A 16,199-nucleotide genomic window follows, 5' to 3' on the forward strand; every position below is an offset into this window, starting at 1 on the left:
AGGACCGTGATGGACGGGATCGCCGCGTCGCAGCCGTACGTGATCGCCCTCTTCCTCCTCTGGGCGGGGCTGGTGAAGCTGCTCAGCCGGCGGACGCGGGCCCAGGCCGGGCGGACCGCCCTGGCCCGGCTCGTGGGCGCGGCGCGCGCGGTCCCGGCGCTCCGCCTGGTGGGGCTGGCGGAGCTGGCCGTGGCCGCGGCGCTGCTCGTGCCGCCGGTCCACCCCCTGGACGGCGCGGCCGCCGCGCTGCTGTCGGCGGGGTTCCTCGCCTACCTCGCCTACGCCTCCGTGGCCGCGCCGGCCACCTCGTGCGGCTGCCTGGGCGGGCACTCCCGCCCCGTGGACGTGCGGGCCTTCGCCCGCGCCGGGCTGCTGCTCGCGGCCGGCCTGCTGGCGACCGGCGCGACGGGCGCACACCCGCCGCTCGTGCCCCTGGCCGTCCTGGAGGTCGTGGCGCTGCTCGCCCTCTCGGCGGAGCTGGACCGCCACTGGCTCGTCCCGCTGCGCCGCCTGCGCGCCCGGCTGTGCCCGCCGCTGGCCGTCCCGCCCGCCGGGGACGTGCCGCTGGAGACCTCGCTGCACCTGCTGCGCCGCAGCCCCGCGTACTGCTCGGCGTCCGCCCGGCTCACCTCGGACGTGCGGGAGACCTGGGACGAGGACGGGACGCGGTTCGTGGTCTACGGGGCCGGCGACCGCACGGCGGTCTTCGCGCTCCCGCTGGGCGGCGACGACCCGCGTACCGTCAGGGTCGCCCTGGTCGACGAGGCCGCCCTCGCCTGATGAAAGGATCGGACTCCCGTCCGACCCGAAAGGCACTCCGAAGATGGCTCCGAACATCGCCACCGCGCGCCGCGTCGAGCTGCCCGAGCTGCTCGACTTCCTCCGCCCCCGGCACCACGGCCTGCTGTCCACCGCCCGCGCCGACGGCCGCCCGCAGCTCTCGCCGGTCACCTGCGGCGTGGACGAGGGCGGGCGGATCGTGGTGTCCACCTATCCCGAGCGGGCCAAGGCCCGCAACGCCAGGCGGGACGAGCGGGTGTCGATCTGCGTGTTGTCCGACGACTGGAACGGCCCCTGGGTGCAGGTGGACGGCCGGGCCGAGGTGCTGGACATGCCCGAGGCGCTGGACGGGCTGGTCGAGTACTACCGGTGCATCGCCGGCGAGCACCCCGACTGGGACGAGTACCGCGAGGCCATGCGCCGCCAGGACAAGTCGCTGATCCGCCTGCACATCGAGCGCTGGGGCCCGATCGCCACCGGCGGCTTCCCCGCCCGGCTGGCGCCGTAGAGAGGACCATTGGGCTCCAAGCCGCTCGCAAGTATGGGGGCCTATTAGTAGAGGTGTCCGATTCATGCTTTCTTACGGAGACCCCTCGTGCGTCTGCTCGCCGTCCTCGCCGCCGCCGTCGTCCTGCCCCTCGGGGTGGCCGCCACGCCCGCCTCGGCCACCCCGGCCGTCTGGAAGTGGGGCCCCGCCTACTCCGCCGACGGCATGGCGGGCTCGTGGGGGAAGGTGTACCTCCACCAGTTCGGCTACCAGGTGCGGGGCAACCTGGAGGACACGCGCGGCAAGGGCTGCGCGTGGGCCGTGCTCAAGGCCCAGGACTCGCGCAACGGGCGCTGGAAGACCTACGGCTTCTACAACTGCCAGCCGGGCGTGGGCACGTTCAAGAAGGACTACCGCAACGTGGTGCAGATCCGCGTCCAGGTCTGCCGCGGCACCGCCGCCCGCCCGACGGGCGAGTGCTCGACGTGGAAGCCCGTGCTCACGATGGGCTGACGCCGGTCAGAGGACGTAGACCGCCAGCAGCGCCAGCCCCGCGGCCAGGGCCACGAAGGCGGGCGTACGCGGCCGCCGGGCGGCCTCGCGGCGGGAGGAGACCACCAGCGTGACCGCGATGGCCAGCGCCGCCGCCAGGTGCAGGCCGTACCAGACGGGGATGGGCAGCTCCACCAGGACGATCTCGTCGGCGGCGCCGTACCCGGCCGTGCCGGCCACGGCGATCAGCACCAGCACGGCCAGGGCGTACCGGAAGCGGCCGAGCAGGGCCCACACCACGGTGCCCAGCGCGAGGACGGTCGTCACCTTGACGTGGAGCTGCCGCGTGAGCAGGCCCTGGGGCACGTCGGTGCTGATCGCCAGGACCGACTCGTAGGCGGCCGTCATGGGCGTGCCGCGCAGCGGTTCGTACCAGCCGGTGTACGCCACCGTCTCGCCGCTGGGCGTGTAGAAGTACGCCAGGCGCCCGCCGCTCAGCAGCAGGAGCACGAAGAAGTAGAGAAGCGACTCCCCGGCTGACTGCCGGGCCCGATCCTTGTCCACTCCGCGGATTCCACCACACCGCGGCCGATCTCACGAGAGCGCGGCGATGGCGGCGCGGCGCCAGAAACCGCCGTCGGCCTCCAGCGTGCCGGCCGCCCACGTGGCGCCCGAGCGGGCCAGCCCCTCGGGGGTGAAGAACTGCGAGCGCTTCAGGCCGGGGACGGCGGGCAGGCGCGGCAGCCGGGTCGCGGTGCCGCCCGTGCCGCCGGAGCGGCCGGGGCCGCCGGCGGGCGCCAGCCGCCAGGTGTCGCGCAGGCGCGGGCTGCCGGTCACGACCAGGACGCCGCCGGAGGCGTCCGGGGCCAGGCGGGGGCAGCAGTAACCGGCCTGAGGGACGGCGGGGTGCCTGCTCCAGCGGCGGCCGTCCCAGTGCAGGAGGATCGCGGGCGGGTCGGGCGGCTCGTCGTCCGTCTCGCCGTGGTTGAAGGTGTGGGCGCCGATCGCCCACACGTCGGTGGACGACAGCGCGAGCACGCCGTCCAGCCCGGCGCTGCCCTCGGGCGGCTTGGGCGGGGGGAAGGCGTACGACGGGGTGGGGACCAGCCGCCAGGAGCGGCCGTCCCAGTGCATCGCGGCGGGCTGGCTCAGCTCGGTGTCGGTGATGCCCGGGCCGGACCGGCGGGAGCCGACCGCCCACAGGTCGGTGGGGCTCGTGCCGCTCAGCGCCGTCGCGTCCGCGGGCAGGGGCACCTCGGTCCAGGCGCGGCCGTCCCAGTGGGCGGCCTGCGGGCGGTCGGCGCCGTAGACGGCCCAGGCGTCGGCGGGGCCGAGCACCGCGAAGTCGGCGACGGCCGGGGCCTCGACGCGCCCGGGGACCCGGTGCCAGGCGGTGCCGTCCCAGCGGACGGCGGTGAGGGACTCGACCTGGTCGCCGGCCGAGACCTCGGGCAGCAGCAGCCAGACGTCGTGGGGGCCGGAGGCGGCGACGCGCACGTCCGCGCCCGCCGGCACCGCGGGCGCGCCGGGCGGCGGCTCGGCCCTGCGCCAGGCGGTGCCGTCGTGGCGCAGGAGCAGGAGCCGGTCCTCCTCGGCGCCGGCGGCCCAGGCCTCGCGGGGGCCGGCGGCGGTGACATCGGTGAGGCGGGAGCCGGGCCGGTCGCTGACGTAGGCGTAGCGCCAGCCGCCGGCGGCGGTGGCGGCGGCCGGGGTGACGACCGGGCCCGGCGTCGGGGAGCCGTCGTCCGGCGCGGCGGACACGGCCGAGGAGGCGGACGCCGGGGTGGACGAGGAGGCGGGCACCGGCGGCGGGGCGCCACGCGTCTCCCGCCCGGCCGCGCAGCCCGCCACCACGAGAGCGAACGCGACCAGCAGCGGGCCAACACCCCTCACCCGCGCGGCCATCCGTGCCGTCACCCTCAGGCGAGGAGGCGGGCGGCGATCTGGGTCCAGTCGTCGTCCTCCTCGGGCGTCTCGCGCGCCGTGATCCGGTCGGCCGCCTCGGCGAAGGCCTGCAACCCGCGCAGCAGCGCGATGCGCCCGGCCGCCGGCATCTCGCTGAGCACCCGCGCCAGGTCGTCGCGCCGCCGCTGCTGCAACTCCTCGACGAGGGAGCGGCCCGAGGGCGTGAGGGAGAGCGTCAGCTCGCGCCGGTCCTCCTCGCAGTGGGAGCGCCGGACCAGGCCGGCGGCCTCCAGCCGGTCGCACAGGCGGCTGGCGGAGGAGGGCACCGCGCCGAGCGCCGCGGCCAGGCTGCCCAGGTTGATCGTCTCGTGTCTCTCGATGGTCAGGAGCGCCTGGAGCTGGATGGAGGACACCTTCGTGGCGAACGCCTGCCGCGAGCGGCCCCAGACGGCCACCAGGGCCGCGGCCTCTCGCTCGATGACAGCCCACTCCGTCGGCGGCAAGTGGCCGACGAAGGGGTCAGGTGCTCCAGCAGTCGGGACAGGCTCGTCTATCACTCGCTATCCACTCAATGAGGTAGTGCCGGTCATGGTAGGTCTCGGTCGGGGCGCGTCTGCGATGGCTCTTGTCTCGAATCGGGGTCGGGGGTCCAGTCGAGACAAACCACCACCGCATCATCCAGCACTTCCATACCCTGCCGGAAGTCCAGCAGTCCCCGGATCATCGTGCGTACCGCCTCGTCGGCGGGCTGCATCCGGGTGGACTTGATCAGCGCCTCCAGCGACGCGACGCCGAACTCCACGCCGCCCTGGGAGCGCGAGGAGTGGACGCCGTCGCTGGCGATGATGAGCCGGTCTCCGGGCTCCAGCCGCAGGTGCTGCTCGGTGTAGGCGGTGTTGCCGAACATGCCGAGCGGGAGCTGCTGGTCCAGCTCGACGTGGCGGACCTGGCCGGCGCGCATGAGCATGAGCTTGGGCGAGCCGGCGTCCACCATGGCCACCTCGCCGGTGGTGGCGTCGAAGCGCAGCAGCAGCGTCGAGACGTGCAGGCGGCCGCCGTACTGGCCGTAGATCGCCTCGTCGGCGAGGCCCGCCTGCTCCTCCAGGCCCGCGCCCGAGCGGCGGGCGTTGCGCAGGGCGGTGATGGCGAGCGTGGTGAGCATGGCGGCCTCCACGCCGGCGCCCATGCCGTCGGTGACCGACAGGATGAGCCGGCGGGGGCCGCAGGACCAGTCGAAGTTGTCGCCGTAGACGGCGTAGGCGGGTTCGAGCTGGCCGGCCAGGCGGTAGCCGTCGCCCTGGTGGCCGCAGCCGGGCAGCAGGGCCCACTGCATCTCGGCGGCGAGGGTGAGGCGGGCGGCGCGGCGTACCCGGTGGTAACGGTCGGTGATGCGGTCGGCGTCGCGCAGGGCGTGACCGAGCGCGACGGCCACGTCCCGCAGGTCCTCGACGACCTCCGTGCCGGGCGGCGTGGCGAAGCTCAGGCTGAGGACCCCGACCCGCTCGCCGCACGCGCTCACCGGCAGGTGCAACAGGTTGCCCTCCAGCTGGGGCACCTGGGCGGCGAACGCGCGGCCGGCGGGCGTGCCGTCGATGGGCACGCCGCGCGCGCCCGGCGCCAGCTCGTCGAGGACGGGACGGAGCGTGACCAGGGCCGGATCGGCCAGCAGCACCTCGACCCGCTCGACGGCGAAGTGCAGGGTCACCGCCTCGCGCAACGCCTCCGCGACGGCATAGGGCGCGGCCGCGTGAACCGCCTGTCGCACGGCGTAGCCACTTTCGGAAATGCTGCCCAACGCTTGTCCTCTTCTCCAGGCGCGGCCGAACGCCGCCATAAATTTGCACGCTAGCAAATAACTCTGTGGTCAAGTTCCCCTCGGGCCCGGGCTCCGCGACCGACGGCAAGATCCTATATATTTGCCACGCGACAAATAACCGGACGACGTGGAGAGGGTCCGTGTTGGGCGACGGAGAGCCTGAGATGTCCGGCAGGACGCTCTCGCTGCCCATACGTGCGGAGCGTGACCTGCTCACCGCACGGCACGCGATACGCGCGGCGTCCCTGGAGGCGGGGTTCGGGCTCGTGGCGCAGACCATGCTGATCACGGCGGCGAGCGAACTGGTACGCAACTGCTACGTTCACGGCGGCGGCGGCGACCTGCTGATCGAGCACCTGCTGCCACCGCCGCGCGCCGGGCTCCGGCTGACGATCGCCGACGAGGGTCCCGGCATCGCGGACGTCACCGCGGCGCTGACCGACGGCCACTCCACCGGCTTCGGCCTGGGACACGGGCTCGGCGGCGTCAGGCGGCTGGTGGACGAGTTCCACCTGGAGAGCGCGCCGGGCAAGGGGACAAAGGTGGTGATCACCGGCTGGGCCGGCTGAACCGGGACGGACCCGGCATGCGATAGAGGACGCGTGAGCCTGTTCACCTTCCGCCGGCGCCCCCACCCGCCCCAGCCCCCGGGGAGCCCGGCGCTTCCGGGGATCCTGAGGAGTCCCAGGATCTCGGGGACTTCCGGGAGTTCGGGCAGTTCCGGGAGTCCGGGCCGTTCCAGGAGCCCGGGCAGTTCCGGGAGTCCGGGCCGTTCCAGGAGCCCGGGCCGTTCCAGGAGCCCGGGGAGGGTGTCTCCGATGCCCGGCTCGTCGCGGCCGTCGCCGCGGGCAGCACCGCCGCCCTGCGCGTCCTGCACCGGCGCCACGCCTCCGACGTGCGCGCCCGCCTGCCGCGTGTCGAGCAGACCCCGTTCACCTGGTACTTCGGCGACGACGACGCGGCCCTCATCAGGCCGTCAACGACCTGGGGCCACCCGGACCAGCGGACGCTGCTGGCCGCCGAGATGGCACTCTGAGCGACCGGCCTGGACGGCCGCGGCAAGCCGGTCCCGAGCGACGGCTGCGACGCGGCGGGGCAGGCCAGGACCTGGTGGCACTGTGGATCATCGGCCAGGTGTCGCCGCCCGAGCCGTCCCATCCCTACGTCGTGGTGCAGCTCGCCCTGGTGCTGGCCACCATCCTGCTGCCGGACCGGTTCAGGCTGTGGCCGCCGACCTGCGGCTTCGGCCCCTGGGACGAGGCACACCGGTTCTGGCTGGCGATGCCGGCGGTCCCGTACGGCTGGCTCGCCCTGGCCTGCCGCGACCTGCGCCGCTGACCGCCCCGGCGTCCCGGCGTCCCGCGTTCCCAGCGTGAAAGATCTTTCACGTCATAGCGGTTGCGCACACCTTCGCCACGGGGGCCGGAGGCAGTGCATGATCCGTTCATGACGTACGAGGCGGCGCGTACGGCCCGGCGGTTCGACCTGGTGTTCATCGGGTTGTTCCCCTGGCTCGTGCCCTTGTACGACGAGCGGCGGACGCTCCGGCCGCACGCCACCGCGCCCGTTCCCGAGCTGGCCGCCGAGGCGGAGGCGTCCGCGCTGGCCCGGCAGGCACCGGCGCGGGAGGGCGCCGGGGCGGGCGGCGCCTCCGCGGAGGATCGGCTGGAGAGGTGGGCCCGGCTGCTGGCGCGGATGTTGCGGGCCAGGATGGAGGCCGAGCAGCAGGACGCCGCCTACTACTTCCTCCAGGCCCCGCGGGAGGCCGTCTTCCCGCTGACCGCGCACCTCCTGGCCGTGCACCTCGCCGACCGCCCGTTCCCCGCCCTGCTCCCCGCGCTCCCCGTCGCCGCCGCCACCCACGACCTCACCGGCCTGCACCGGACGCCCAGCGCCGTGCTCGACAGCGTACGAGCCGCCATGGACGACTGGACGACCGCCGGAGTCCTCGCCCCCGCCGCCGAGGGGACCGGCGAGGGGACCGGCGAGAGGATCAGCGCCGTCGACCTGGTGCGGGCCTTCTGGCGGGACGACGACGCCTCCGGCGACCCCGTCACCGCCGCCGACCGCTTCCTCCGGCGCATCCCCGGCCCCGTCCTCGACCTGATCCACGGCAGCCCGCTCGTCCGCCTGACCCCGCTCGGCGCGTACGGCATCCGCAGGCTGCTCCTGGCCCACAACTGGACGATCTCCCCGTCGCCCTAGCCTTTGACAAAACCTCTAAGTCGAGTTATATGTTATATAGAGCTTGTCTTGGAGGTATCGAGATGCTGCTCACATCGATCGAGCCATTGCCGCACGCGTTCGAACGACAGGGAGGGCAGGTCCTCGACAACGTCGGCGCGACGATGCCGATGGACGTCATCCGCCGTCCGGAGGAGCTCCTGCTCCGCTTCGACGTCCCGGGCATCGACCCGGACTCCATCGAGGTCACCGTGGACCGAGGCGTCCTGTCCGTGACCGCCACCCGGGAGGAGACCAGCGAGCGGGAGGGCGGGCGGTTCTTCGTCCGCGAGCGCCGCACCGGCGTGTTCACCCGCCGGGTCCACCTGCCCGACCACCTGGACGCCGACCACGTCCAGGCCGCCTACCAGCACGGGGAGCTGGCCGTGCGCATCCCCGTGAGGGAGGCCGCCAGACCGCGCAGGATCGAGATCACCCGCGGCGACGCCACCGGGCCCGCCGCCTGACCATCGATCGACCCAGCGGAAGGAGGACCGAGGAGGATCATCATGGCTACCACGGCCCCCACGCTCGTCCTGCCGGACGCCGCGGACCGGCCGGTCGTCGGCTCGTACTCCACGGCCGAGCAGGCCCGCGAGGCGGTCGGCTTCCTGGCCGACAACGGTTTCCCGGTCGAGCGGGCCGGTATCGTCGGCTCCGATCTGCGCCTGGTCGAAACGGTCCTCGGCCGCGCCACAGCGTTGCGCGCGGCCGGGGCCGGCGCGGCCACCGGTGTGTGGTTCGGGATGCCGGCAGGGCTGCTCATGCCGATCGTCACCGGCGACCCGGGCGTCGCGCTCGCGGCGGCACTCGGCGGCCTGGTCTACGGCGCGCTCTTCGGCGCCGCCTTCGGCCTGGTCAGCCATCTGCTCGCGCGCGGACGCCACGGGATCGTGTCCCGCCATGACATCGTGGCCGGGCGCTACGACGTGGTCACCGACGTCGCGGTCGCCGACGACGCCAGGAACCTGCTGGTCACGTACGGCTGGCGGACCACGTAGGGACCGGCCGACCGGCCCAGGAGGAAGCCCGCCACATGCACGCCGCTGTCCCCCGTCCCGGGCCCCGGCTCAGCCGATCACCGCACTCGGCGCAGACCAGCCTGTCGTAGGCCGCGTCCACCACCCGCCACAGGTGCCTGTCCGGCTCGTCGATCACCATCTCGGCGACGTCACGCTCGCCAAAGCCGTCAGCGCGCCGAGCCCCATCAGGCGGACGACACGCCTACGCCCCGCCCCCGCCCACCGCGACGAACCCCGCCCCCGCCCGGTAGTTCGGCGACTGGTGGCGGAAGTACGTGTTGTAGACCTCGCAGTAGCGCCCGCCCCGCGCCAGCAGCGTCGGGTGGTCGCCTTCCTCCACGATGCGCCCGTGGTCGAGCACGATGATCCGGTCGACGTGCTCGATCGTGGACAGCCGGTGCGCGATGACGATCGACGTCCGCCCCGACAGCACCGTGTCGAGCCCTTCCTGGATCTGCGCCTCGGTCAGCGGATCGACGCTGGCGGTGGCCTCGTCCAGAACCACGATCGCCGGGTCCTGGATGAGCAGCCGGGCCAGCGCGACGAGCTGCCGCTGCCCCATGGACAGCGCCCGCCCGTGCTCGCCCACGTCCGTCCGCAGGCCGTTGGGGAGGGCGTCGATCCAGTCGCCCCCGCCCACCGCCGCGGCGGCCCGGTGCACCTCCTCGTCGCTCGCCTCCGGCCGCGGGTAGCGGATGTTGTCGGCCACGGTGCCGCTGAACAGGAACGGCGCCTGCGGCACCGCGCCGATCTGCCGCCGGTAGCCGCCCAGCTCCAGCTCGCGGATGTCCTGCCCGTCGATGAGCAGGCTGCCTTCCTGGAACTCGTAGAACCGGGTGATGAGCTTGCTCAGCGTGGACTTCCCGGCCCCGGTGTGCCCCACCAGCGCGACCGTCTCGCCCGCCTCGATGGTCAGGTCGAAATCGCGCAGCACCGGGCTGGCCGGGTCGTAGCCGAAGGTGACGCCGCGGAACTCGATGCGCCCGGCCAGCCTCCCGACCGGCCGCGCGCCGGTCTGCACCACCCGGGGCGGCGCGTCGATCAGCGCGAAGACCCGTTCGGACGCCGACAGCCCCTGCTGGAACTGCGACCAGAACGCCGCGATCGACGTCAGCGGGAACCAGAACAGCGACACGCTCTGCAGGAACAGGTACCAGTCGCCCGCCGTCAGCCCGCCCACCAGCACCCGCGACCCGCCGAGCTGCACGAGCGCGACCGTGGCCAGCCCCGCCACCGTGAACAACACCGGAAAGATGGTCGAGAAGACGAACCCCTGCCGCAGCGTCACCTGGTAGCTCTGCTGGTTGATGGGCCGGAACTCGTCGTAGACCTGCTGCTCCTGCCGGAAGTTCTTGGCCACGGCGATGCCGCTCATGGTCTCCTGGAGGTTGGCGTTGACCCGGCCCAGCGACCGCTGCGCCCGCCGGGTGCTGACCCTGGCCAGCCGCCTGAACAGCAGCGCCAGCCCCACCACGACCGGCACGACCAGCAACGTCATCAGCGCGAGCTGCGCGCTGCGCGCGAACAGCAGCAGGGTGACGAAGCCGACCATCAGCACCTGGCTGATCAGATCCATCGTCAGGGTGGAGACGGTGGCGAAGTCGTCGGTGTCGGAGGTGACCCGGCTGACGATGCGCCCGGACGGCGTCTCGTCGTAGAAGGACAGGTCGCGCTCCAGGACCGCGTCGAAGGCGTCCTCGCGCAGCCGCAGCACCACGTCGCCGGTGACCCGCGCGCTGTTCTTCTGCCGGACGTAGTTGAACACCCACGACAGCACGCCGGTGCCCAGGACGGCCGCCACGAGCATCCAGCCGACCTCGCCGATCGTGCCGTCGGCGATGGCGTCCACGGCCAGGCTGCCCAGCGCGGGCACGGCCGCCTGGCTCGCCGACAGCAGCACGATCATCGTGGCGACCAGCAGCATCGCGCCCAGCTTGGGCCGGAAGTAGGACAGGATGCGGCGCAGCAGGTCGCGGTCGTTGTAGGTGCGGTCGTAGTCCTCGGCGTCGAGGCCGTCCATGAGGAAGCCCATCAGCGCGCCCCTCCCTGCTCGCCGGCCAGCACCCGGCCGCCGCCCGGGGTGTCGTCCGAGCCGTCGTCCGGGGTGTCGATCTCGTCGTAGTGGGCGAACACCCGCCGGTAGAGCCGGCTGCGCGCGATGAGCTCGTCGTGCGTACCGAAGTCGACGACCTGCCCGCGGCGCAGCAGCAGCACCTTGTCGGCCCAGCGGATCTGGGAGAGCCGGTGGGTGATCAGCAGCGTCGTCCGCCCTTCCAGGATGCGGCCGATGGCCTGCTGGATCTTGTCTTCGGTGGCGGAGTCGATGGCGCTGGTGGAGTCGTCGAGCACGAGGATCGCCGGGTCGGTGAGCAGCGCCCGGGCGATGGCCAGCCGCTGGCGCTGCCCGCCGGAGAGCGTGACGCCGCGCTCGCCGATCACGGTGTCGTAGCCGTCCTCCAGCTCCTCGATGAACTCGGCGGCCTGCGCGTCCTCGGCCGCCCGCACCACCGCCTCCTGGTCGGCCCGCTGCCCCAGGCTGAAGGCGATGTTCTCCTTCACCGGGCGCGAGAACAGCACGATGTCCTGCTCGATCGTGGAGATCTGCGAGCGCAGCGAGTCGAGGTCCCATTCGCGCACGTCCACCCCGTCGATCAGGACGCGCCCGCCGGTGACGTCGTAGATGCGCGGCACGAGCTTGGTGAGGGTGCTCTTGCCCGACCCGGTCTCCCCCACGATCGCGACGGTCTCGCCCGGCCGCACGGTGAACGACACCCCGCGCAACGCCGGCTCGCCGCCCTCGTCGTAGCCGAAGGTGACGTCCTCGAAGACGATCTCGCCGCTGATCGACGCGGCGTGCCCGTCGGGGCGCTGGTCGATCTCGCTCTCGGCGGTCATGGTGTCGAGGATGCGGCGCGAGGAGACGATCCCGATCTGGACGAGCGAGAACGTGAAGATCGACATCTGGGTGGGGAAGCCGAGCATCCCCATCAGCCCCATGAACGCCACCAGCTCGCCGACGCTGATCACCCCGGCGGCCTGCAGGGAGAGGGCGTGCCACAATGCCCCCGCCATCGCGAACGCGAACAGCAACGTCGGCAGGTAACGGGCCTGGATCAGCCCGTTGCGTACGAACGAGTCGCGGTAGCGCCGCGCGTTGGCCCGGAACCTCAGCCGCTCCTGCCCCTCCTGCGCGGTCACCTTGATCACCTCGATGCCGCGCACGGCCTGGCTGAGCCCGGCGTTGAGATCCCCGAACTCCTCCCGCATCCGCGTCGCGACCGGGTTGAGCCGGCGCATGTAGTGCCAGAGCGCGGCCGCGAACACCACGGCGAACACGGCGGGGACCAGCAGCAGCCGCGGATCGATGGCCGCCATGAAGAACAGCGGCACGACCCCGGTGAGCCCGGAGTCGACGATGAGGTCGGCTCCGGGAGTGATCATGATGGAGAGCTGCCTGATGTCGTTGGCGGCGCGGGCCATGAGGTCGCCGACCCGCTGCCGGTTGTGGAAGGTCTGGCTCTTGCCGAGCAGGCTCACGTACAGCTCGTCGCGCGCGTCGCGCTCCAACCGCTTGGCCAGCACCTCGCTGGACAGCCGCGCGACCAGGTCGAACCCGCCCCGCGCCAGCACCACCGCCAGCATCGCCAGCGCGATGAGCCCGAGCGCGTCCAAGGGCGCGCCGCGCTGCCCCAGCACGGCGTCGAAGGCGCCGCCGGTGAGCTGCGGCACCATCGCGTTGAGCGTGGTCATCACCACGGAGCCGCCGAGGAACCCGGCGAGCTGGAACGGGTGCCGCCGCAGGTGCGACCAGAGCCACCGCACCGGCCCGCGCCGGTTGTGGCGCGGCCCCGACACGGAGAACTCCGAACTGCTGATCGCCACAAGCACCGCCCCCGGCCGCGTCTCGACAGGCTTCGAACCCGCTTTCTATCACCGGCGACCGACAGTTTCCCAACGGTTTTACCCGGCACCGGCGGGCCCGGCGTCCTCACTTCGGGCACAAATCCGATGCACGAAAAGTGACACCACTTGTCCGGAGAACCCGCCCTTGCCACACGCCGAACCCCTCCCCCGCCCGGACCCGGAGCCCCCTTCCCCGACGAAAATCCGCCGCGGACCGATGAGTTCCGCCCGCCGCGCCCGTCTACAGAGGCGACGACCCGTTCGTTCGGAAGGAGACGGCGATGAGCACGACCCCCACCACCCCCGACCCGGCCCTGCGCGCCCTGGACAGGCTCGTCGGCACCTGGAAGATCACCGGCGGGCACGAGGGCAGCGTCACCTACCGCTGGCTGAACGACTTCTTCCTCCAGCAGGACGTCCACCTGGGCGACACGCACGGCATCGAGATCATCGGCAGGGAACGCCGGCTGATGTCCGAGCCCAGCGCCGACATCAAGTCCCGCTACTACGGCGACGACGGCAGCACTCTCGACTACACGTACGAGCTCGCCGGCGACACCCTCACCATCTGGGCCGGCGACCGCGGCTCCCCCGCCTACTACCAGGGCACCTTCAGCCCGGACGGCCGCCGCCTCACCGGCGCCTGGGTCTACCCGGGCGGCGGCGGTTACGACTCCAACGCCGAACGCGTCGACTGAGCCCGCGTACCGGCCGGGACCGCGCCGGGCGGCCTCCCCTGACCCCGGGGGCGGGGGCGGGGAGGCCGCGGGCGGGGGAACGGGGGACACGGAATCAGATGCTGATCCGCCCGGCCCCCGCCCCACCGGACACGATCGACTTGACGTTGGCGGCGGCGTCCAGGCTGTAGGAGTACGGGATCGACTTGACGCTGCCGCCCGTCTGCCCGCTGCCCGAGTTGACGAAGTAGTTGTTGCGCGCGACGAGGCTGCCCGCGGGCGAGCTGCCCTCGCCCAGGTGGTACGGGTCTTCGGTGTTCTCGAAGTAGTTGCCCTCGACGAGCACGCCGGCCTCCTTGGTGGAGGCGACGCCGTACGACCCGATGCTGGAGTAGTAGTTGTTGTAGACGTGCACCGGGTTGCCGAAACGCACGCGCGGGTGGCGCTGGTTGGTGCCGTCGAACCAGTTGTGGTGGTACGTCACCCGCAGGTGCCCGCGGTCCTCGGAGGCGTTGCCGTCGTCGTGGCCGAGCAGCATCGTCTTGTCGTGATTGGAGAACTTGTTCCACGACACGGTCACGTAGTCGCTGGCCCGCTTGATGTCGACCGCTCCGTCATAGCCGTTGCTGAAGGAGTTGTGGTCGATCCACACCCGGGTGGAGTACTGGACGTTGATCCCGTCGTCGTTCCAGTTCCGGAAGGTGAGGTTGCGGATGATGACGTTGGACGCCTTGGTGACGTTGAGGCCGCAGCCGACGATCGCCGCGCCTGAGTTGCCGATGACGGTCTTGTTCGACGCCACCTTCAGCATGCCCGAGCAGGAGATCGTCCCGGACACCCTGATCACCGCGGCCGACCCGGACGACAGCGCGCTGGTCAGGGCCGAGGACGTGGTCACCGTCGTCGGAGGCGTGCCGCCCCCGCCGGTGGTCCCGCCGCCCTGGCTGGCCCACCCGACCGGCGCGGTCTCGGCCGCCGAGGCCGCCGGCGCGGCCACGGCCAGCCCGGCCACCGCCGTGACCGCCGCGGTGAGACCCGTGATGATCCTGGAGCTACCTCGCATCGTTGGTACTCCTTCTGATCGTGTCTCGATCGCCGTCCACATATGTGAACGACACTCAGATGTACGAACGCTCGGGAGCATAGGAAAGCGCTTTCCTACCGTCAACGCCCCACCGGCTCCCCTCAGCCCCCATAGAAGCCATCAGCCCTGGCTGTGGGCCTAACAACAAATTTTTCCGTCCGTGAAACTTTCAGGTCCGACAGCCAAGGCGCCCTCCCATACCTGTGGGTGTACGTCCCGAGAACGCCCCTAACCTCGTCCGACACAGATCCGCTGCCGACGTTATCGCCCGTCAACCAGCGGCAGAGGCCCAGAATGGCCGGCCTCGATGTACTCAGGTCGTCTCTCCTGAGCGGCCCCGGCTAAGAGATTTCCATCTGATCACCTAGTTCGCTGCAACAAGTGTCACGACAGCCCGACCGAGATGCTGGACGGGTAGGCAATGGCGACAGGTACAGCGCAGGCTCGGGGTTCGATGCGGGTTGGACTCCGGATCGTTGTACAGGACGAGCAGTCGCGTCCATTCGTCACCTTGAGGTGAGTTGTTGAAGTCAGCTCATTTCGCTCTCGCCAGCTCGTTCCCACTCTGCCGACCCACGCTTCAGCCTCCCTGAGCGTGCAGAGCTCGCCAATTGCCGTTGGGCAACTTCTGGGTACGTAACGTCGTGATCATCCCGGACCGAGGCTTTTACGCTGCGAAAACTGCCCTCCACAGGGATGCCTTCGGTGATTGCAAGCCTTTGCCTCCCTCCGGTTCGACGACCCCAACCCCGCAGCGGAAGAGCCAAGGGCGGGGGAAGAAGCACCACAGGGGTCACCTGCCCATCTCAGCTCCAGCTCGCCCAGCAGAGCTTGCCGACTCGCGTGCATCTGTCACCACTGGGTGGCATGATCTCGGCGTGGCGTATATCAGGACATTTGGCGAGATCCCAGGTCATCCCGAAGGCACAACTTACGAAGATCGAGAAGCGCTGCGCCTTGCTGGGCTTCACGCGCACAAGCAGAACGGAATCTCTGGCACGCCGGCCGAAGGGGCTGACGCCATCGTACTAAACGGTGGATACCCTGACGATCGTGATGAAGGTGACACAATTATCTATACAGGTCAGGGAGGACAGGACTCACGAGGACGCCAGATCGCCGATCAAGAACTCACCAGCGGCAACGCCGGACTGGTCAAAAGCCAGATTGATGGACTTCCCGTACGCGTAATTCGCGGGTACGAAGAGAAATCTGAGCATGCTCCCGCCGCAGGTTATCGGTACGACGGCTTGTACCGCGTAGTCCGACATTGGTTCAAGGAACGCGATGACGGGTTTCGCGTTCTTCAGTTCCGGCTAGAGAAAATTTACGATACCGAAATCGTACGAGACTTCGGGCAAGATACCGGCGACCTGGAATCACGGCCCGCCGACAACCTCGCCCCCACGACTCGCACCGAACAGACCGTAAATCGGCTAAATCGCAGGGCAAGCGTAGTAAGAAATATCAAAAAGTGGCACAACAACATCTGCCAGATCTGCCGAATGACAATCGAGCTGCCTAGCGGCCCTGCCAGCGAAGTTGCCCACATCCAGGGCCTAGGCGAACCACATAATGGCCCAGACTGCGAAGAGAACGCACTCTGCCTATGCCCAAACGACCATCTTCGATTCGATCACGGCGCCCTCTACCTCACCGACGACTTGAAGGTGGTGGATACAAAAACTCAGCAAGTCATCGGCAAGCTCAATACCCATCCAAAGCATGTCATTGATCTCCGATATGTACGACAACATCGCAGCTACTGGATCAAGTGACTTTAGGTGATTAAAGGAACGCCAGCAGCTTA

General features: G+C 70.9%; 18 protein-coding genes. 11 read left to right on the forward strand and 7 right to left on the reverse strand.

The features are described from left to right. Window positions 1-9 precede the first annotated feature (9 nt). The 3 genes from AB0H75_RS35190 to AB0H75_RS35200 all read left to right on the forward strand — a co-directional run bounded on the left by AB0H75_RS35190 (window position 10) and on the right by AB0H75_RS35200 (window position 1,780). Window positions 10-780, forward strand: coding sequence for a MauE/DoxX family redox-associated membrane protein (locus AB0H75_RS35190; protein WP_367803960.1), 771 nt, complete (start codon window positions 10-12; stop codon window positions 778-780). A 43-nt stretch (window positions 781-823) separates the two neighbouring features. After that, window positions 824-1,288, forward strand: coding sequence for a PPOX class F420-dependent oxidoreductase (locus AB0H75_RS35195; RefSeq protein WP_367803961.1), 465 nt, complete (start codon window positions 824-826; stop codon window positions 1,286-1,288). Between the two features lie 87 nt (window positions 1,289-1,375). Next, window positions 1,376-1,780: a hypothetical protein gene (locus AB0H75_RS35200; RefSeq protein WP_367803962.1), complete on the forward strand. Its 405-nt coding sequence runs from the start codon at window positions 1,376-1,378 to the stop codon at window positions 1,778-1,780. Between the two features lie 6 nt (window positions 1,781-1,786). Here the strand turns inward: AB0H75_RS35200 and AB0H75_RS35205 are convergent, their stop codons facing one another. From AB0H75_RS35205 to AB0H75_RS35220, 4 genes are all read right to left on the reverse strand, one after another. After that, window positions 1,787-2,323, reverse strand: a complete 537-nt coding sequence (locus tag AB0H75_RS35205; protein WP_367803963.1) for a hypothetical protein — start codon at window positions 2,321-2,323, stop codon at window positions 1,787-1,789. Between the two features lie 30 nt (window positions 2,324-2,353). Then, window positions 2,354-3,664, reverse strand: a complete 1,311-nt coding sequence (locus AB0H75_RS35210) for a hypothetical protein (RefSeq protein WP_367803964.1) — start codon at window positions 3,662-3,664, stop codon at window positions 2,354-2,356. A gap of 14 nt (window positions 3,665-3,678) precedes the next feature. Further along, window positions 3,679-4,167 carry a MarR family winged helix-turn-helix transcriptional regulator gene (locus AB0H75_RS35215; protein ID WP_367803965.1) on the reverse strand — a complete coding sequence of 163 codons (489 nt, stop codon included), beginning with the start codon at window positions 4,165-4,167 and terminating at the stop codon, window positions 3,679-3,681. An 83-nt stretch (window positions 4,168-4,250) separates the two neighbouring features. Next, window positions 4,251-5,429: a PP2C family protein-serine/threonine phosphatase gene (locus AB0H75_RS35220; RefSeq protein WP_367803966.1), complete on the reverse strand. Its 1,179-nt coding sequence runs from the start codon at window positions 5,427-5,429 to the stop codon at window positions 4,251-4,253. Window positions 5,430-5,644: 215 nt separating this feature from the next. On the opposite strand from AB0H75_RS35220, the gene AB0H75_RS35225 reads away from it, so the two are divergent. From AB0H75_RS35225 to AB0H75_RS35250, 6 genes are all read left to right on the forward strand, one after another. Continuing rightward, window positions 5,645-6,049 (forward strand): ATP-binding protein, encoded by a 405-nt coding sequence (locus AB0H75_RS35225; RefSeq protein ID WP_367803967.1) that lies wholly within the window; start codon window positions 5,645-5,647, stop codon window positions 6,047-6,049. A gap of 326 nt (window positions 6,050-6,375) precedes the next feature. Then, window positions 6,376-6,516, forward strand: a complete 141-nt coding sequence (locus AB0H75_RS35230; protein ID WP_367803968.1) for a hypothetical protein — start codon at window positions 6,376-6,378, stop codon at window positions 6,514-6,516. Window positions 6,517-6,590: 74 nt separating this feature from the next. Continuing rightward, complete coding sequence (locus AB0H75_RS35235; protein WP_367803969.1) at window positions 6,591-6,818, forward strand: hypothetical protein; 228 nt, start codon at window positions 6,591-6,593, stop codon at window positions 6,816-6,818. Window positions 6,819-6,926: 108 nt separating this feature from the next. Beyond that, window positions 6,927-7,685 carry a hypothetical protein gene (locus AB0H75_RS35240; RefSeq protein WP_367803970.1) on the forward strand — a complete coding sequence of 253 codons (759 nt, stop codon included), beginning with the start codon at window positions 6,927-6,929 and terminating at the stop codon, window positions 7,683-7,685. Between the two features lie 62 nt (window positions 7,686-7,747). Then, complete coding sequence (locus AB0H75_RS35245) at window positions 7,748-8,170, forward strand: Hsp20/alpha crystallin family protein (RefSeq protein ID WP_367803971.1); 423 nt, start codon at window positions 7,748-7,750, stop codon at window positions 8,168-8,170. A gap of 42 nt (window positions 8,171-8,212) precedes the next feature. After that, window positions 8,213-8,704: a general stress protein gene (locus AB0H75_RS35250; protein ID WP_367803972.1), complete on the forward strand. Its 492-nt coding sequence runs from the start codon at window positions 8,213-8,215 to the stop codon at window positions 8,702-8,704. A gap of 223 nt (window positions 8,705-8,927) precedes the next feature. On the opposite strand, the gene AB0H75_RS35255 is transcribed toward AB0H75_RS35250, so the two are convergent. Both AB0H75_RS35255 and AB0H75_RS35260 read right to left on the reverse strand, forming a co-directional pair. Continuing rightward, window positions 8,928-10,757 carry an ABC transporter ATP-binding protein gene (locus tag AB0H75_RS35255; RefSeq protein WP_367803973.1) on the reverse strand — a complete coding sequence of 610 codons (1,830 nt, stop codon included), beginning with the start codon at window positions 10,755-10,757 and terminating at the stop codon, window positions 8,928-8,930. Continuing rightward, on the reverse strand, window positions 10,757-12,607 hold the full coding sequence (locus AB0H75_RS35260) for an ABC transporter ATP-binding protein (protein ID WP_367803974.1): 1,851 nt from the start codon (window positions 12,605-12,607) through the stop codon (window positions 10,757-10,759). Before AB0H75_RS35260 ends, AB0H75_RS35255 begins: the two co-directional genes overlap by 1 nt. Before the next feature lie 302 nt (window positions 12,608-12,909). Between AB0H75_RS35260 and AB0H75_RS35265 the strand changes: the two genes are divergently transcribed. Continuing rightward, window positions 12,910-13,326 carry a hypothetical protein gene (locus AB0H75_RS35265; protein ID WP_367803975.1) on the forward strand — a complete coding sequence of 139 codons (417 nt, stop codon included), beginning with the start codon at window positions 12,910-12,912 and terminating at the stop codon, window positions 13,324-13,326. Between the two features lie 94 nt (window positions 13,327-13,420). On the opposite strand, the gene AB0H75_RS35270 is transcribed toward AB0H75_RS35265, so the two are convergent. Then, window positions 13,421-14,368, reverse strand: coding sequence for a polysaccharide lyase family 1 protein (locus tag AB0H75_RS35270; RefSeq protein ID WP_367803976.1), 948 nt, complete (start codon window positions 14,366-14,368; stop codon window positions 13,421-13,423). A gap of 899 nt (window positions 14,369-15,267) precedes the next feature. Here AB0H75_RS35270 and AB0H75_RS35275 point away from each other — a divergent pair. Next, window positions 15,268-16,167 carry a YDG/SRA domain-containing protein gene (locus AB0H75_RS35275; protein ID WP_367803977.1) on the forward strand — a complete coding sequence of 300 codons (900 nt, stop codon included), beginning with the start codon at window positions 15,268-15,270 and terminating at the stop codon, window positions 16,165-16,167. The last annotated feature ends 32 nt before the right edge of the window (window positions 16,168-16,199 follow it).

The organism is Nonomuraea sp. NPDC050783 (genome assembly GCF_040802095.1).
In the GTDB taxonomy this organism is placed as follows: Bacteria; Actinomycetota; Actinomycetes; order Streptosporangiales; family Streptosporangiaceae; genus Nonomuraea.

What these genes read in the sequence shown, in the direction of transcription:
- AB0H75_RS35190 (WP_367803960.1), top strand. Translation starts at nt 10, where the DNA reads ATGGACGGGATCGCCGCGTCGCAGCCGTACGTGATCGCCCTCTTCCTC.
- AB0H75_RS35195 (WP_367803961.1), top strand. Translation starts at nt 824, where the DNA reads ATGGCTCCGAACATCGCCACCGCGCGCCGCGTCGAGCTGCCCGAGCTG.
- AB0H75_RS35210 (WP_367803964.1), bottom strand. Translation starts at nt 3,664, where the DNA reads ATGGCCGCGCGGGTGAGGGGTGTTGGCCCGCTGCTGGTCGCGTTCGCT.
- AB0H75_RS35225 (WP_367803967.1), top strand. Translation starts at nt 5,645, where the DNA reads ATGTCCGGCAGGACGCTCTCGCTGCCCATACGTGCGGAGCGTGACCTG.
- AB0H75_RS35240 (WP_367803970.1), top strand. Translation starts at nt 6,927, where the DNA reads ATGACGTACGAGGCGGCGCGTACGGCCCGGCGGTTCGACCTGGTGTTC.
- AB0H75_RS35245 (WP_367803971.1), top strand. Translation starts at nt 7,748, where the DNA reads ATGCTGCTCACATCGATCGAGCCATTGCCGCACGCGTTCGAACGACAG.
- AB0H75_RS35250 (WP_367803972.1), top strand. Translation starts at nt 8,213, where the DNA reads ATGGCTACCACGGCCCCCACGCTCGTCCTGCCGGACGCCGCGGACCGG.
- AB0H75_RS35255 (WP_367803973.1), bottom strand. Translation starts at nt 10,757, where the DNA reads ATGGGCTTCCTCATGGACGGCCTCGACGCCGAGGACTACGACCGCACC.
- AB0H75_RS35265 (WP_367803975.1), top strand. Translation starts at nt 12,910, where the DNA reads ATGAGCACGACCCCCACCACCCCCGACCCGGCCCTGCGCGCCCTGGAC.
- AB0H75_RS35270 (WP_367803976.1), bottom strand. Translation starts at nt 14,368, where the DNA reads ATGCGAGGTAGCTCCAGGATCATCACGGGTCTCACCGCGGCGGTCACG.